Genomic DNA, 17804 nt, shown 5'->3' on the forward strand with positions numbered 1-17804 from the left:
GAGAATAATAATGAGTCAACTTACTTCCGATCCGGCAACCCTACGACTGCCGTTTAAAGAAAAACTCGCCTACGGGATGGGCGACCTCGGCTCTAACATCCTGCTGGATATCGGCACGCTCTATTTGCTGAAGTTTTACACCGACGTGCTGGGGCTCCCGGGCACCTACGGCGGGATTATCTTCCTGATTGCGAAGTTCTTTACCGCTTTCACCGACATGGGCACCGGGATCATGCTCGACTCCCGGCGCAAGATTGGCCCGAAAGGGAAGTTCCGCCCGTTCGTACTGTATGCGGCCTTCCCGGTGACGCTGCTGGCGATTGCCAACTTCGTCGGCACGCCGTTTGAAATGACCGGTAAAACGGTGATGGCGACGGTGCTGTTTATGCTGTACGGCCTGTTCTTCAGCATGATGAACTGCTCCTACGGCGCGATGGTGCCCGCCATTACCAAAAACCCGGACGAGCGCGCGTCGCTGGCCGCCTGGCGTCAGGGCGGCGCCACGCTGGGCCTGCTGCTCTGTACCGTGGGCTTTGTGCCAGTGATGAACCTGATTGAAGGTAACGACCAGCTTGGGTATATCTTCGCTGCAACCCTCTTCTCGCTGTTCGGGCTGTTCTTCATGTGGTGGTGCTATAAGGGCGTGACGGAGCGTTACGTCGAGACACAGCCTGCAAACCCGGCGCAAAAACCGGGCCTGCTGCAGTCGTTTCGCGCCATCGCCGGGAACCGTCCGCTGTTTATCCTGTGCATCGCCAACCTGTGCACGCTGGGCGCCTTTAACGTCAAACTCGCCATTCAGGTCTACTACACGCAGTACGTGCTGAACGACCCGATCCTGCTGTCGTATATGGGCTTCTTCAGCATGGGCTGTATTTTTATCGGCGTCTTTATGATGCCCGGTGCGGTGCGGCGTTTTGGCAAGAAAAAGGTCTACATCAGCGGGCTGATGATTTGGGTGGCGGGCGATCTGCTCAACTACTTCTTCGGCGGCGGCTCGGTGAGCTTCGTGGCGTTCTCCTGCCTGGCGTTCTTTGGTTCCGCGTTCGTGAACAGCCTGAACTGGGCGCTGGTGTCCGATACCGTGGAATACGGCGAGTGGCGCACCGGCGTGCGCTCCGAGGGGACGGTCTATACCGGCTTTACCTTCTTCCGAAAGGTATCGCAGGCGCTGGCGGGCTTTTTCCCGGGGATCATGCTCACCCAGATCGGCTATGTACCCAACGTGGTGCAATCCGCCGGAACGGTTGAAGGGCTGCGGCAGCTGATATTTATCTATCCGAGCCTGCTGGCGGTCATCACCATCGTGGCGATGGGCTGCTTCTACAACCTCAACGAGAAGATGTATGTGCGCATCGTGGAAGAGATTGAACTGCGCAAACGTACGGCATAAATGACGTGAGAAAGCGCCCTGCGGGGCGCTCTGAGGATCGACCATGACACATAACAGTGATCCGTTAACCCTGAAGTTGAGCCTGCGAGAGAAGTGCGCCTACGGGATGGGCGATTTTGGCTCGAACCTGATGCTCTGTATCGGGACGTTGTATTTGCTGAAGTTTTATACTGACGAACTGGGCATGCCTGCGTTCTATGGCGGCATCATTTTCCTGGTGGCGAAGTTTTTTACCGCGTTGACCGACATGCTGACCGGCGTGCTGCTCGACTCCCGGCGCAACATCGGACCGAGGGGGAAGTTCCGGCCATTCATTCTTTACGCTTCCGTCCCGGTGGCGCTGGTCGCGACGGCGCAGTTTATGGCCAACGACTTTAGCCTGACGGTGAAAACGGCTCTCGCCACCGTGCTCTTCATGATGTTTGGCCTCTGTTATAGCCTGATGAACTGCGCCTACGGCGCGATGGTCCCGGCCATCACCAAAAACCCGAACGAGCGCGCTCAGCTTGCGGCGTGGCGTCAGGGTGGCGCAACGGTGGGACTGTTGCTCTGCACCGTCGGCTTTATGCCCATTCAGGCGCTGTTCGTCAGCCAGCCCTCACTCGGCTATCTGGCGGCCGCGCTGGTGTTCGTCACCGGCGGCCTGTTCTGCATGTGGTGGTGCTATAGCGGCGTGAAAGAGCGCTACGTGGAGCTCACGCCCGATCATCATAAGCCCGGCATGCTGAAATCGTTCTGCGCCATCTTTCGTAACCCGCCGCTGCTGGTGCTGTGTATCGCCAACCTGTGTACCCTCGCCGCATTTAACATCAAGCTGGCGATTCAGGTCTATTACACCCAGTACGTGCTGAACGATCTGCACCTGCTGTCGTGGATGGGCTTCTTCAGCATGGGCTGCATTCTGATTGGCGTGTTTCTGGTGCCGGGCGCGGTGAAGCGATTTGGCAAGAAGCCGGTCTATCTGGGCGGGCTGACGCTATGGGCAGTGGGCGACGTGCTGAACTTCTTCTGGGGAACCAGCTCCCTGCTGTTCGTACTGTTTTCCTGCATGGCCTTTTTCGGCACGGCGTTTGTGAACAGCCTCAACTGGGCGCTGGTGCCGGATACGGTTGATTATGGCGAGTGGAAAACCGGCATTCGTGCCGAAGGGTCGGTGTATACCGGCTACACCTTCTCGCGCAAAATCTCCGCCGCGCTCGCCGGTTTCCTGCCCGGGATTATGCTGACCCAGATTGGCTACATTCCCCATGCCGTGCAGAGCGCGGGCACGCTGCTGGGGTTGCGTCAGCTTATCTTTCTCTGGCCTTGCGGTCTGGCGATTATCGCCGCCATCACTATGGGACTTTTTTATAAACTCAACGAAGCACGCTTCGCTTCCATCATTGAGGAGATTGGAAAACGGAAAAAACAATCAGCGAATACCCCTGAGATAACCACCAACAATAAAGCGTCAGCAGTCACTTTATAACAATAAATCCGGCCACTATGTCCTTCCTGTTTATCAGGAGGGAGGCCTTTCTGTACCTGATACATGGACAAATTATGAAAAGAATCATTACTGTATTGATCGTGTCGTCTGTGTCCTGCCCGGTATTTGCCGGAGCCTATGTCGAAACGCGTGAAGCCTACAATACGGCCTCTGAGCTGCACGAGGTGATCCTGCGCGCGGGATATAACTTCGATATGGGCGCGGGGCTGATGTTCACCAACGCCTATAACGTGGGGAAATGGGATGAACTCAAGCACAGCTATAACGAAATAGAGGGGTGGTATCCGCTCTTCAAACCGACCGACAAACTCACCTTCCAGCCCGGCGGGTTGATTAACGACAGCAGCGCAGGGTCCGGTGGTGCGGTTTATTTAGATACCAACTACAAATTTACGGACGGGTTCAACCTGACGTTCCGCTATCGCTATAACCATAACAATTACGATACGCCGGACTATAACGGGCAGATGGATAAAAACGACACGCACGAGTTTGCCAACTACTGGAATTTCAAAGTGACGGATGCGTTTTTCTACACCTTTGAACCGCATTTTTTCCAGCGAGTGAATGATTACCACAGCAAAAATGGCAAAGACCATCACTGGGAGATTACCAATAAGTTCAGCTATAAAATCGACAGAAACTGGCTGCCGTATCTTGAACTGCAGTGGCTGGACCGATGGAATGATTACAACCGCGAGCAGTACCGGATTCGCCTGGGATTACGGTATTCGTTCTAATAAAAAAGCCGCTGATCGCTCAGCGGCTTTTTACATACAGGACAGCGTAAACGCTAACCTGTATTACTCTTCTTTCGCACCGCGCATTGCACGTTTACGATCGTTCTCGGTCAGGTGACGTTTACGGATACGAATTGACTGTGGAGTCACTTCTACCAGTTCGTCGTCATCGATGAATTCCAGAGCTTGCTCCAGGGTCATCTTGATCGGTGGAACCAGAACCGTTGCTTCGTCAGTACCTGACGCACGCATGTTGGTCAGTTTCTTACCGGTCAGACAGTTTACAGTCAGGTCGTTAGAACGACTGTGAATACCGATGATCTGGCCTTCGTAAACTTCTGCACCGTGACCCAGGAACAGCTTACCGCGGTCCTGCAGGCTGAACAGTGCGAACGCAACCGCTTTACCCTGACCGTTGGAGATCAGAACGCCGTTGTTACGCTGGCCGACTTCGCCCGGACGAACATCGTCATAGTGGCTGAAGGTGGAGTACAGCAGACCCGTACCAGACGTCATGGTCATGAACTCTGAACGGAAGCCGATCAGGCCACGGCTTGGGATCACGTAGTCGAGACGTACGCGGCCTTTGCCATCTGGATTCATGTTTTTCAGGTCGCCTTTACGCTCACCCAGAGCCTGCATCACAGAACCCTGATGCTGCTCTTCAACGTCCAGCGTGACGTTTTCGAACGGCTCTTGTTTACGGCCGTCGATTTCGCGGAAGATAACTTTCGGACGGGAAACCGCCATCTCGAAACCTTCACGACGCATGTTTTCGATCAGAACTGACAGGTGCAGCTCACCACGACCGGAAACGCGGAATGCATCAGCGTCTGGCGTTTCTTCAACGCGCAGCGCAACGTTGTGCACCAGCTCTTTGTTCAGGCGGTCAAGGATCTGACGAGAGGTAACGAACTTACCTTCTTTACCACAGAACGGAGAGGTGTTGACGTTGAAGAACATGGATACGGTTGGTTCATCAACGGACAGGGCTGGCAGCGCTTCGACTTTCTGCGGATCGCAGATGGTGTCGGAGATGTTCAGTTCACCCAGACCGGTGATGGCGATGATGTCGCCCGCTTCAGCGATGTCGCTCTCGATACGCTCAAGACCCAGGTGAGTCAGTACTTTACCCACTTTACCGTTACGGGTTTTGCCTTCGCTATCGATGATAGTGACCTGCTGGTTAGGCTTAACTTTACCGCGCTTGATACGACCAATGCCGATTACGCCAACGTAGTTGTTGTAGTCGAGCTGAGAGATCTGCATCTGCAGGGTGCCGTCGAGATCAACGTTTGGTGCAGGAACACGGTCAACAATCGCCTGGTACAGCGGGGTCATGTCCTCGGCCATGTCTTCGTGGTCCAGACCTGCAATACCGTTCAGCGCAGAAGCGTAAACGATAGGGAAGTCCAGCTGCTCGTCGGTCGCGTCGAGGTTAACGAACAGGTCGAAGACCTGATCAACAACCCAGTCAGGACGCGCGCCAGGACGGTCAACTTTGTTGATAACAACAATTGGCTTCAGACCATGAGCAAACGCTTTTTTGGTCACGAAGCGCGTCTGGGGCATTGGGCCATCCATTGCGTCAACGACCAGCAGAACGGAGTCTACCATGGACATTACACGTTCAACTTCACCACCGAAGTCGGCGTGCCCTGGGGTATCAACGATGTTGATACGGTAGTCATTCCATTTGATAGCGGTGTTTTTGGCGAGGATGGTAATCCCACGCTCTTTCTCCAAATCGTTGGAGTCCATCACGCGTTCTTGAGTTTCGGCACGAGCATCAAATGTACCGGACTGCTGCAGCAGCTTATCAACCAGGGTAGTTTTACCATGGTCGACGTGCGCGATGATGGCGATGTTACGCAATTTTTCGATCACAACTTTGCCTCAGGCATTTAGAAATAGCGCGTTATTGTACACGGATTAATCGCACTACAAAACAGGATCACAAACATCCCCCGCAAACAAGTATTGCAGAGATGCTTTGTGATCGCTTTCACGGAGCGGTAAAAGGGCACTTTAACGTAAATTGCACCAATATGGTGCTCAATGTTCACATTGAAGCACTATACTGGTGCAACAAATCCATTGTGGTGCAGCCCTTTTGCACTATGGTGCGCATGATAACGCCTTTTTGGGGTGTTTTAAAAGTTGGCACAGATTTCGCTTTATAAAAATACGGCAAAAAGATGGCATCACAGCCACCTTGATAGAAGTTGAAGACCTCGTTACCACGACGACAATGACCAATCTGGAGAGTTAAGTATGTCCGCTGAACACGTTTTGACGATGCTGAACGAACATGAAGTGAAGTTTGTTGATCTGCGCTTCACCGATACCAAAGGTAAAGAACAGCACGTCACAATCCCTGCTCATCAGGTGAACGCCGAATTCTTTGAAGAAGGCAAAATGTTTGACGGCTCCTCCATTGGTGGCTGGAAAGGCATTAACGAATCCGACATGGTTCTGATGCCAGACGCAACCACTGCGCTCATTGACCCGTTCTTCGAAGAGCCAACCCTTATCATCCGTTGCGATATCCTCGAGCCAGGCACGCTGCAGGGCTACGATCGTGACCCACGCTCCATCGCGAAACGCGCTGAAGAGTACCTGCGTTCTACCGGCATCGCGGACACCGTTCTGTTCGGGCCAGAGCCAGAGTTCTTCCTGTTTGACGACATCCGCTTCGGCGCGTCAATTTCAGGTTCCCACGTGGCTATCGATGACATCGAAGGCGCATGGAACTCTTCCACCAAATACGAAGGTGGTAACAAAGGTCACCGTCCTGGCGTGAAAGGCGGTTACTTCCCGGTTCCTCCGGTCGATTCTTCACAGGACATCCGTTCTACCATGTGTCTGATCATGGAAGAGATGGGCCTGGTTGTGGAAGCGCATCACCACGAAGTGGCGACCGCTGGCCAGAACGAAATCGCTACCCGCTTCAACACCATGACCAAAAAAGCGGATGAGATTCAGATCTACAAATACGTTGTGCACAACGTTGCGCACCGTTTCGGTAAAACCGCGACCTTCATGCCAAAACCAATGTTTGGCGACAACGGTTCCGGTATGCACTGCCACATGTCCCTGTCCAAGAACGGTACCAACCTGTTCTCTGGCGACAAATATGCCGGTCTGTCCGAGCAGGCGCTGCACTACATCGGTGGTGTTATCAAACATGCTAAAGCGATCAACGCCCTGGCGAACCCAACCACTAACTCCTACAAGCGTCTGGTCCCAGGCTACGAAGCACCGGTGATGCTGGCCTACTCTGCCCGTAACCGTTCTGCTTCTATCCGTATCCCGGTTGTTGCTTCTCCGAAAGCGCGTCGTATCGAAGTTCGCTTCCCGGACCCAGCGGCTAACCCATACCTGTGCTTCGCAGCACTGCTGATGGCCGGTCTGGACGGTATTAAGAACAAGATCCACCCTGGCGAAGCCATGGACAAAAACCTGTATGACCTGCCGCCAGAAGAAGCGAAAGAGATCCCACAGGTTGCAGGCTCTCTGGAAGAAGCACTGAACGCGCTGGACGCAGACCGTGAGTTCCTGACGGCTGGCGGCGTGTTCACCGATGAAGCTATCGACGCTTACATCGCGCTGCGTATCGAAGAGAACGACCGCGTGCGTATGACTCCGCATCCGGTTGAGTTCGAACTGTACTACAGCGTTTAATCGAGTTGTTTTACCCGGCGTGATAAACGTCGGGAGTAGTTGCCGTGGAAACTTTTAGCCCATCTCCGGATGGGCTTTTTTCTCCACCAACAACCTGATCTGACGCGCTTTTTACGCCGAAAAAGCTATACTGCACTAAATTAGTGCAACCAACTCCAGGAGACTGCTGAATGGCAACTGGCACGCTGCCCGATGCTGGGCAGATCCTCAATTCCTTAATTAACAGTATATTGCTGGTCGATGACGAGCTGGCGGTGCATTACGCCAACCCGGCGGCGCAGCAATTGCTCGCCCAGAGCTCACGCAAGCTGTTTGGCACCCCGCTTCCTGAACTGTTGAGCTATTTTTCGCTGAATATTGGCCTGATGCAGGAGAGTTTGCAGGCCGGACAGGGGTTCACCGATAACGAAGTGACACTGGTGATCGACGGGCGTTCACATATTCTCTCTCTTACCGCGCAACGTCTTCCCGAAGGACTGATCCTGCTGGAAATGGCGCCGATGGATAATCAGCGTCGGCTCAGCCAGGAGCAGCTTCAGCATGCGCAGCAAATTGCCGCTCGTGACCTGGTGCGTGGCCTGGCGCATGAGATAAAAAACCCGCTGGGTGGCTTACGCGGTGCAGCACAGCTGCTGACCAAGGCGCTGCCCGACCCCGCGCTGGCGGAGTACACCAACGTCATCATTGAGCAGGCCGACCGTCTGCGGAATCTGGTAGACCGTCTTCTTGGGCCGCAGCAGCCGGGCATGCACGTCTCTGAAAGCATTCATAAAGTGGCGGAGCGGGTGGTGAAGCTCGTCTCGATGGAACTGCCAGAGAACGTCACGCTGGTGCGCGATTACGACCCAAGCCTGCCGGAACTGGCGCATGACCCGGACCAGATTGAACAGGTTCTGCTGAATATTGTACGTAACGCGCTACAGGCGCTGGGACCGGAAGGGGGCGAGATTATTTTACGTACCCGCACCGCCTTCCAGCTCACGCTGCACGGCGTGCGCTATCGTCTGGCGGCACGCATCGACGTTGAAGATAACGGTCCGGGTATCCCGCCGCATCTGCAGGACACGCTGTTTTACCCGATGGTCAGCGGCCGCGAAGGCGGCACCGGGCTGGGGTTATCCATTGCCCGCAGTTTGATCGACCAACACTCTGGCAAAATTGAATTTACCAGTTGGCCGGGACATACCGAGTTTTCGGTTTTCCTGCCGATTAAAAAATAAAGGTGACGTTTATGCAACGAGGGATAGTCTGGGTAGTCGATGACGATAGCTCCATCCGTTGGGTGCTGGAACGCGCGCTCACTGGGGCGGGGTTAAGCTGCACGACGTTTGAGAGCGGCAGCGAGGTGCTCGACGCACTCACCACCAAAACGCCAGATGTTCTGCTTTCGGATATTCGCATGCCGGGAATGGACGGGCTGGCGCTTTTAAAGCAGATCAAACAACGCCACCCAATGCTTCCGGTCATCATAATGACGGCGCACTCCGACCTGGATGCCGCAGTGAGCGCCTACCAGCAAGGGGCGTTTGATTACCTGCCAAAGCCGTTTGATATCGACGAGGCGGTGGCGTTGGTTGAACGCGCCATCAGCCACTACCAGGAACAACAGCAGCCTCGTAATGCGCCCGATTTTGGCCCCACTACGGACATCATCGGTGAAGCGCCTGCGATGCAAGATGTGTTTCGCATCATCGGGCGTCTGTCGCGTTCGTCCATCAGCGTATTGATTAACGGCGAATCGGGTACCGGTAAAGAGCTGGTTGCCCATGCACTGCATCGCCATAGCCCGCGGGCTAAAGCGCCCTTCATCGCCCTGAATATGGCGGCCATTCCGAAGGATTTGATTGAGTCCGAGCTGTTCGGCCACGAAAAAGGGGCGTTTACCGGGGCGAATACTATTCGTCAGGGGCGCTTTGAGCAGGCTGACGGCGGGACGCTTTTCCTGGATGAAATCGGTGATATGCCGTTGGACGTTCAGACCCGCCTGCTGCGCGTGCTGGCCGACGGGCAGTTTTACCGCGTGGGCGGCTATGCGCCGGTGAAGGTGGACGTGCGCATTATCGCTGCGACGCACCAGAACCTGGAGCTGCGCGTGCAGGAGGGAAAATTCCGTGAGGATTTATTCCACCGCCTGAACGTTATCCGCGTTCACCTGCCGCCGCTGCGCGAGCGCCGGGAAGATATTCCCCGCCTGGCGCGTCATTTCCTGCAGGTGGCAGCCCGCGAGCTTGGCGTGGAGGCCAAGCAGCTTCACCCGGAAACCGATGCCGCCCTCACCCGACTTGCGTGGCCGGGCAACGTGCGCCAGCTGGAAAACACCTGTCGCTGGTTAACCGTGATGGCCGCCGGACAGGAAGTGCTGATTCAGGATTTACCCGCTGAGCTGTTTGAAGCCACTGCACCTGAAAGCAGCACCGGTCACGCGCTGCCGGACAGTTGGGCAACGCTGCTGGCGCAGTGGGCTGACCGCGCACTGCGTTCCGGTCATCAAAACCTGCTGTCTGAAGCTCAGCCTGAGATGGAGCGTACGCTGTTAACCACCGCGCTTCGTCACACGCAGGGCCATAAGCAGGAGGCTGCTCGCCTGTTGGGATGGGGACGTAATACCCTGACGCGCAAGCTTAAAGAGCTGGGAATGGAGTGATTTTGGCAGTGCCGGGTGGCGCTTCGCTTACCCGGCCTACGAAAGTGCGCATTGTAGGCCGGGTAAGGCGAAGCCGCCACCCGGCAAAACGGTCTAAATAACCCGCGAGAACTGCTGCAGGCGCGCTTTCTGACGCAGATAGGCGTCAAAGCACATGCAGATATTACGGATCAACAGACGCCCTTTCGGCGTGACCTCAATGGCACCCTCAGTAACATCCACCAGCCCATCTTTGGCCAGCGGGGCAATCAGCTTCAGATCTTCTGCAAAATAATCGCTGAAGGTCAGATTCCACTGTGCTTCCACGTCACTGAAATCGAGACGGAAATTGCAGATAAGCGCCTTAATCACATCGCGTCTGATGCAGTCGTCGCGGGTTAGCGCGATGCCGCGCCACAGCGCGTTGCCCGTTTCATCAACCTGCTGATAATACTGTTTTAACTCTTTCTGGTTCTGCGCGTAGCAGTCGCCAATCATGCTGATGGCCGAGACGCCCATCCCCAGCAAGTCGGTATCGCCCTGCGTCGTGTAGCCCTGGAAGTTGCGGTGCAGAACGCCTTCGCGCTGGGCAATCGCCAGCTCGTCATCCGGACGGGCAAAGTGATCCATCCCGATAAACTGATAACCGGTTTCGGTCAGCGAGGTGATAGTTTCCTGCAAAATATCCAGTTTCTGCTGAGCAGAAGGGAGATCGGCATCTTTGATTTTGCGCTGAGCAGCAAACAGCGTCGGCAGGTGCGCATAGTTAAAGACACTCAGACGGTCCGGGTTAAGTTCAGCCACGCGCTTCAGCGTGAAGGCGAAGCTCTCCGGCGTTTGCTTTGGCAGGCCGTAAATCAGGTCGATATTGGTCGACGTAAAGCCGATATCACGCGCGTGGTTGAGTAAGGCAAAGATAAATTCTTCGTCCTGCTCGCGGTTGACCAGACGCTGCACCTCTTTGTTGAAGTCCTGTACGCCCATGCTCAGGCGGTTGAAACCTTCGGCGCGTAAGTGATCCAGTACATCCAGCTCGATTTCGCGCGGATCGACCTCGATCGAGATTTCAGCGTCGTCGTTAAAATTAAAGTTGCCGCGCAGCAGCGCCATCAAACGGCTGATCTGCGCTTTATTCAGGTACGTTGGCGTGCCGCCGCCCCAGTGAATCTGGCTGACGTGACGACCGGCAAACAGCGGCGCGCGGTGCAGGATTTCCTGCTCAAGCGCATCAAGATACTGATCGGCTTTGTGCTGCTGGCGGGTAACGATTTTATTGCATCCGCAGAAGTAGCAGAGCTTGTGGCAAAACGGAATATGGACATAGAGCGACAGCGGACGCTCGGGATAGCGCGCGACGGCCTGCTGAAAATCCGCCTCGCCGAAAGCATCGGAGAACTCCAGCGCGGTGGGGTATGAAGTATAACGCGGCCCGGAATAGTTATATTTCTGGATTAGGGCCAAATCCCAGTCGATAGTTGGTGCTGACATGCTCACTCCTTCCGTTGGTGTCGCGTTCGTTTACGGCGGCCCGGTCTGGCCCCATTGCGAGCCATCATTCGGGTGCGCAGCCACTGATGTCGCCGCGACAACCGCCGTAGTTTAACGAATAACCACACCAGATAACATATAACCGGAAGGGTTATAAGCAGGACTATTGAGCCTGCCGGGTGCAAATGTTAGTTTCCACCCTTCAGAAGACGCATCATATCTTCCTGCTTCTCGTCTTCTTCTTCATCTTCGTCATCGTCGTATGACAGGCCCAGCTTCTGCATCAGCTCATCAATGCGGTCCAGTTTGGCATCAACCCATGACTGTTCTTCTGCGGTCAGGGTTTCACCTTCTTCAAGACGTTCCAGCAGCGCATCCAGGCGCTCATCGTTCTCCAGCAAATCCAGCTCAGCCTGCGGTGAAAGCATAGGTTTCTCGCTCTTTGGTTTGTGCTGCTTAGTGACCGGGGTGTCTGTCACGCCCAGTGGAATGGGAGTTTTACTGCCGATACGGGGATCTTTCTGCGCCTTACCTTTTGCAGAAGCACCCGTTGCACCGCTACCGCTTGCACGGCTACCCGCAGCATGGCCACGATGCTTTTTATCGCGTTTGCGATCGCGCGCTTCCTGGTTCAGTTCTTCGCGCGTTTTGCGGCGTGCTTTTGCTGGGCGTTTCGCGCCCGCTGCGGTGGTCGGTTTTTTCATGATGTTTTATCTTTAAGCCGTTTTATTCAGTATAGAATTGCGGCGAAATCTAGCAGAAAGCAAGCAAAGAAAAAAGGCGACAGAGCAATCTGTCGCCTTTTTTCCTGACTCACAACCCTTAGCGGGCCAGACATTCCATGTTTACCAACAACAAACCCTGTTTATCCCTTGGCAAATACCGTCCGTGATACGGTTCCGTTTCCTGTAAAAACGCCTCCAGGCGCCCGTCATCCTGACAATCCTGAGTCTTCGCCTCCTGGCGCTCCTGACCCTTATCCTTAAGTCGTAATCCTGTTGGCATCCTCGCCTTGACGCACACTTTACCTTTTTCCCTTAAACTAACAAGCAACGAAAGGGTACAAAAACGGATTTTCGGATTATTACTCACTATCAAGTCTATGATATTTAATAGTTTGCATTTTTAAACACCTGCGATTTCTCTTAAATGTCCCATAGCGTTTGTAGCCGATCTCTTACACATTAGAGGGTTTTCGCTTACAGGCCTGGTACGATGGGAAAAGCCTTTTGCCCGCATTCAGGTATAATCCCCCGCAGATTACGATTTTTGGAGACGACCACGTGACTACCTGGAACTACCAACAGACGCATTTTGTCACCAGTGCGCCTGATATTCGCCACCTGCCTTCCGATACGGGTATTGAAGTGGCATTCGCTGGCCGCTCCAATGCGGGAAAATCCAGCGCCCTGAATACGCTGACCAATCAGAAGAGCCTGGCGCGCACCTCAAAAACACCTGGCCGTACTCAGCTGATCAACCTGTTTGAAGTTGCAGAAGGCAAACGCCTGGTCGACTTACCGGGCTACGGCTATGCGCAAGTACCTGAAGAGATGAAGATCAAATGGCAGCGTGCGCTGGGTGAGTACCTGGAAAAACGCCAGTGCCTGAAAGGTCTGGTGGTGCTGATGGATATCCGCCATCCGCTGAAAGATCTCGATCAGCAGATGATCGACTGGGCTGTAGAGAGCGATATCGCCGTGCTGGTTCTGCTGACCAAAGCCGATAAGCTGGCTAGCGGTGCGCGAAAAGCACAGGTGAATATGGTTCGCGAAGCGGTGCTGGCATTTAACGGTGATGTGCAGGTTGAGCCATTCTCCTCGCTGAAAAAACAGGGCGTGGATAAACTGCGTCAGAAGCTCGACAGTTGGTTTAACGAGCTGGAACCCGCGACAGAAGCGGAAGAAGAGTAAATATGAGCGCGGCAATGTCCGCGCTTTTTTTTGCCTGACATTTTCTTTGCCGCAATAAAAAACGCCCCAGTCATTACTGACTGGGGCGGCTAAAATATTCAGCCAAATCCGATTACGTGAAGTAAAAGGTCTGAAAGATAGAACATCTTACCTCTGTACCCTACGTCGTTAACTCTACCCCTTTTTTATCTGTAGAAAAAGCACTTTTTGTAGTTTTTTTTCATTCTTTACATAGGGAATTCTAATGATTGTCACAAAACGCACGTCGTTATGTTGCTAACTTACATAAAACGCGCGTTATTCCATGAACCCTTAGTGAGCCTGATCCCAGTTTTCGCCACTCCCCACTTCCACCAGCAACGGAACGTCCAGCTTCATGCTGCTTTCCATCAGTTCGTGGATCTTCTGAGACACTTTTTCAAGATCGTCTTTGTGCACTTCGAACACCAGTTCATCGTGTACCTGCATGATCATTTTCACGCGCGGTTTATCTTTTTCCAGCCAGGCATCCACGGCGATCATCGCACGCTTGATGATGTCAGCAGCGGTTCCCTGCATTGGGGCGTTGATAGCCGCACGCTCTGCGCCTGCACGGCGCGCCGCGTTGCTGGATTTGATGTCCGGCAGATACAGACGACGACCATCCAGCGTTTCAACGTAGCCTTTCTCTTTCGCCTGCGCACGGGTGCGTTCCATATACTCCAGTACGCCCGGGTAGCGCTCGAAGTACAGATCCATATACTTCTGCGACTCTTTACGCGGAATGTTGAGCTGGCGTGACAGGCCAAAGGCGCTCATCCCGTAAATCAGACCGAAGTTAATCGCTTTCGCGCTGCGACGCTGTTCGTTTGTCACGCTCTCCAGCGGCAGGCCAAAGACTTCAGCGGCCGTAGCCCGGTGAATATCCTTCCCTTCGGCAAACGCGGTCAGCAAGCCCTTATCACGCGACAGGTGCGCCATAATGCGCAGCTCAATTTGTGAGTAGTCCGCAGAGACAATCAGATAATCGTCTGGCGCAATAAAGGCCTGACGAATACGACGACCTTCTTCATTGCGCACAGGAATGTTCTGCAGGTTGGGATCGGTCGACGAGAGACGCCCGGTTGCAGCAACCGCCTGATGATATGAGGTATGCACACGCCCCGTTTTCGGGTTAATCATCAACGGCAGCTTATCGGTATAGGTCGATTTCAGCTTCGCCAGACCGCGATACTCGAGGATAACTTTTGGCAGTGGATAATCCAGCGCCAGCTCTTCCAGCACCTCTTCAGAGGTTGATGGCGCGCCGCCAGGGGTTTTCTTCAGCGGCTTGATGCCCTGCTTTTCAAACAGAATGGTTTGCAGCTGCTTCGGTGAAGAGAGGTTAAACGGCTCTCCGGCAAGCTCATGGGCTTTTTGCTCAAGCTCGGTCAGACGCTGCGCCAGTTCACCCGAGTGGTTATGCAGCACCGTTGGATCGATTTTTACGCCGTTGCGTTCGATGCGGGACAGCACCGGCACCAGTGGCATTTCGATATGCTGGAATACGTTCATCGGGCCTTCCTGCTTTTGCAGCTTTGGCCACATCTTCAGGTGCAGCTGCAGCGTCACATCGGCGTCTTCCGCCGCGTAACGACCCGCCTCTTCCAGCGCAATCTGGTTAAAGGTGAGCTGATTTTTACCTTTTCCGGCAATCTCTTCAAACGTAATGGTTTTGTGCTTGAGCCAGCGGTCAGATAAGGAATCCATATCATGACGGCCTGCCACGCTGTCCAGAATGTAGGATTCCAGCATGGTGTCGAAGGCGATGCCGCGCAGCTCAATACCGTAGTTTTGCAGAATGCCGCGGTCATATTTCAGGTTCTGCCCAACTTTGAGCGCCTTGTCATCTTCGAGAATCGGCTTCAACAGCTCAAGGACGCGGTCGCGGGAGATCTGATCCGGCGCATCCAGGTAATCATGTGCAACAGGGACATAGGCCGCAACGCCCGGTTCGGTGGCAAATGACAGGCCCACCATGTTGGCCGAGATGCTATCGAGGCTGTCAGTTTCGGTGTCAAAGGCAAAGACCGGCGCTTTTTTCAGCTTCTCGATCCAGGCGACCAGCTGTGACTCTTCAAGAAGGGTTTCGTAGTTGTCGAAGGAGAGCGCGACGACCTCTTCCTCTGCCTGCTCTTCAGCATCCACAACAATCGTCTCTTTCGGCTTCACGGCAGGTTTCGCACCTTTTGCCTGCAGCCATTTACCGGCTTCCACGTCAGTGATCCAGCGCTTAAATTCGTATTTCTTAAACAGGCTCAGCAGATCGTCAGCGGAAGGCTGTTGCACTTCCAGCTGCTCACAGCCCAGTTCCAGCTCGACATCGGTTTTGATTGTGGCCAGCTTATAAGAGAGATAAGCCACCTCTTTGTTATCTTCCAGCTTCGCCGCCATGGTTTTCGCACCACGGAAGGTGAGCCCGGCGATTTTATCCGATTCCGCGTAGAGCGTATCCAGCCCACCCAGCCCCTGAAGCAGCGCCTGCGCGGTTTTTTCACCGACGCCCGGCACACCAGGGATGTTATCTGAGGAGTCGCCCATCAACGCGAGGAAATCAATAATCAGCTCAGGCGGCACGCCATACTTAGTGACCACCTCTTCAGGCCCCAGAATAGTGTTGGTCATGGTGTTAATCAGGGTGATACCTGGCGTCACAAGCTGCGCCATGTCTTTATCACCGGTGCTGATCAGTACAGGACGGCCCATTTTTTCGGCTTCACGCGCCAGCGTGCCGATAACGTCGTCGGCCTCAACGCCAGAAACGGCCAGCAACGGCAGCCCCATCGCTTTCACCATGGTGTGCAGCGGCTCGATCTGTGCTCGCAGATCGTCAGGCATCGGCGGACGATGGGATTTGTAATGCTCAAACAACTCGTCGCGGAAGGTTTTACCTTTTGCATCAAAGACCACTGCCGCATGGGTTGGCTGATACTGAAGGATCAGGCTACGCAGCATGTTCAGCACGCCGTACATTGCGCCGGTGGGTTCCCCTGCGCTATTGGTCAGAGGAGGAAACGCATGGTATGCCCGATACAGGTAAGAAGAGCCGTCGACGAGAATAAGAGGGTTTTCTGGGATCTGAACCATAATGTCCGTGCCTTTAATCAATTTATGGGTAAAGGATGCCACAGAAGGATGAAAACATCAGTTATTAGCGCCTGATACAGGAAAAGATTTTGCGATCGAGAGGATCGCTCGCAAAAATCAAACTGTGGATAAGTTTGTGCATACTTTCACTACATATGAATAACAGCCGTAAAAATCCTATCCCATTATATAATTTATTGTTTATTATCATCACATTAAGTTAGTACTCATTATCCATATCACGAATTGATGACAATTTAGTCTATGTGGATATAAGCCTCGTTTATTCCGTCATCGCAGACATATCTGCTGTAGCAGGTAAAAGCCGCTCCCCCGCTGTGTGAAAGCACCATTTTTTAGTCTGTTTTCTGATAAACTCAGCGCCCTGCGCCGCATATGCGGCGGCTTAATTTAAGCTAACCACCTGAAAATACTGATTATGTCGAGATTTCTCGCTGCAATAACACTACTGTTAAGCATCATTTTAACCATTCTGGTGACTATCGCCTGTTCAGTGCCGATCATTATTGCCGGAATGATTAAGCTGCTGCTGCCTGTGCACTCGGTGTGGCGAGCCGTTTCTGCGTTTTGTAATTTTATGATGTATTGCTGGTGCGAAGGGCTGGCGATTCTGCTGCGCCTTAACCCGCACCTGAAGTGGGATGTTCAGGGTCTGGAAAGACTCAACAAAAAGAACTGGTATCTGCTGATCTGCAATCATCACAGCTGGGCTGACATCGTGGTGTTATGTGTGCTGTTTCGCAAACATATCCCGATGAATAAATATTTCCTGAAACAACAACTGGCCTGGGTGCCTTTCATTGGCCTGGCCTGCTGGGCGCTGGATATGCCGTTTATGAAACGCTATTCACGCAGCTATTTACTTCGTCACCCGGAACGCCGCGGTAAAGATGTGGAAACCACACGCCGCTCCTGCGAAAAATTTCGTGCGCATCCAACGACGATTGTTAACTTTGTAGAAGGCTCTCGTTTTACCGAAGAGAAGCGCAGTCAGACTCGCTCCCCTTATCAGCACTTACTGCCGCCTAAAGCTGCGGGCATTGCGATGGCATTGAACGTGTTGGGCGAGCAGTTCGATAAATTATTGAACGTTACGCTTTGCTACCCGGAGAACGATAAGACGCCATTTTATGACATGCTCAGCGGCAAACTGACGCGTATTGTGGTTCACGTTGATCTGGTTCCTGTTGAGACGGAACTGCACGGTGATTACGTTAACGATAAGAATTTTAAACGTCGTTTCCAGCTTTGGCTTAATACGCTCTGGATAGAGAAAGACGAGCAGATAGACAACATTAAAGCTTCTTACAAAAACGCCGGTCATTGACCGGCGTTTTTACATCAACAA

At 53.6% G+C, this 17804-nt stretch carries 12 protein-coding genes; 8 read left to right on the plus strand and 4 right to left on the minus strand.

The features are described from left to right. Positions 1-10: 10 nt before the first annotated feature. The 3 genes from EXW94_RS13120 to ompL all read left to right on the plus strand — a co-directional run bounded on the left by EXW94_RS13120 (position 11) and on the right by ompL (position 3622). On the plus strand, positions 11-1393 hold the full coding sequence (locus EXW94_RS13120; protein ID WP_108417981.1) for an MFS transporter: 1383 nt from the start codon (positions 11-13) through the stop codon (positions 1391-1393). A gap of 43 nt (positions 1394-1436) precedes the next feature. Continuing rightward, on the plus strand, positions 1437-2861 hold the full coding sequence (locus tag EXW94_RS13125) for an MFS transporter (protein ID WP_174340288.1): 1425 nt from the start codon (positions 1437-1439) through the stop codon (positions 2859-2861). 74 nt (positions 2862-2935) lie between these two features. Further along, positions 2936-3622: a porin OmpL gene (gene ompL / locus EXW94_RS13130; RefSeq protein ID WP_023333894.1), complete on the plus strand. Its 687-nt coding sequence runs from the start codon at positions 2936-2938 to the stop codon at positions 3620-3622. A gap of 63 nt (positions 3623-3685) precedes the next feature. Here ompL and typA read toward each other — a convergent pair whose 3' ends face one another. Further along, on the minus strand, positions 3686-5509 hold the full coding sequence (gene typA / locus EXW94_RS13135) for a ribosome-dependent GTPase TypA (protein ID WP_010436831.1): 1824 nt from the start codon (positions 5507-5509) through the stop codon (positions 3686-3688). Between the two features lie 387 nt (positions 5510-5896). On the opposite strand from typA, the gene glnA reads away from it, so the two are divergent. The 3 genes from glnA (at position 5897) to glnG (ending at position 9950) form a co-directional block, all read left to right on the plus strand. Further along, entirely contained in the window at positions 5897-7306 is a 1410-nt protein-coding gene (glnA, locus tag EXW94_RS13140; RefSeq protein ID WP_010436828.1) for a glutamate--ammonia ligase, read from the plus strand. A 170-nt stretch (positions 7307-7476) separates the two neighbouring features. Continuing rightward, positions 7477-8526 carry a nitrogen regulation protein NR(II) gene (gene glnL, locus EXW94_RS13145; RefSeq protein WP_010436825.1) on the plus strand — a complete coding sequence of 350 codons (1050 nt, stop codon included), beginning with the start codon at positions 7477-7479 and terminating at the stop codon, positions 8524-8526. Between the two features lie 11 nt (positions 8527-8537). Further along, a complete protein-coding gene (gene glnG / locus EXW94_RS13150; RefSeq protein WP_042716381.1) occupies positions 8538-9950 on the plus strand; it encodes a nitrogen regulation protein NR(I) in 1413 nt (470 codons plus the stop codon). Positions 9951-10043: 93 nt separating this feature from the next. On the opposite strand, the gene hemN is transcribed toward glnG, so the two are convergent. Both hemN and yihI read right to left on the minus strand, forming a co-directional pair. Then, positions 10044-11417 (minus strand): oxygen-independent coproporphyrinogen III oxidase, encoded by a 1374-nt coding sequence (gene hemN, locus EXW94_RS13155; RefSeq protein WP_174340289.1) that lies wholly within the window; start codon positions 11415-11417, stop codon positions 10044-10046. 188 nt (positions 11418-11605) lie between these two features. Next, entirely contained in the window at positions 11606-12121 is a 516-nt protein-coding gene (yihI, locus tag EXW94_RS13160) for a Der GTPase-activating protein YihI (RefSeq protein WP_089600439.1), read from the minus strand. A 579-nt stretch (positions 12122-12700) separates the two neighbouring features. On the opposite strand from yihI, the gene yihA reads away from it, so the two are divergent. Further along, positions 12701-13330 carry a ribosome biogenesis GTP-binding protein YihA/YsxC gene (yihA, locus tag EXW94_RS13165; RefSeq protein WP_010436812.1) on the plus strand — a complete coding sequence of 210 codons (630 nt, stop codon included), beginning with the start codon at positions 12701-12703 and terminating at the stop codon, positions 13328-13330. A gap of 312 nt (positions 13331-13642) precedes the next feature. Here the strand turns inward: yihA and polA are convergent, their stop codons facing one another. Continuing rightward, the gene (gene polA, locus EXW94_RS13170) at positions 13643-16435 is read right to left on the minus strand and encodes a DNA polymerase I (RefSeq protein ID WP_174340290.1); all 2793 of its coding nucleotides are present in this window, start codon (positions 16433-16435) and stop codon (positions 13643-13645) included. A gap of 439 nt (positions 16436-16874) precedes the next feature. Between polA and EXW94_RS13175 the strand changes: the two genes are divergently transcribed. After that, positions 16875-17783, plus strand: a complete 909-nt coding sequence (locus tag EXW94_RS13175; RefSeq protein WP_174340291.1) for an acyltransferase — start codon at positions 16875-16877, stop codon at positions 17781-17783. Positions 17784-17804 lie beyond the last annotated feature (21 nt).

Source organism: Enterobacter sp. JMULE2 (genome assembly GCF_013337145.1).
Lineage (GTDB): Bacteria > Pseudomonadota > Gammaproteobacteria > Enterobacterales > Enterobacteriaceae > Enterobacter > Enterobacter mori.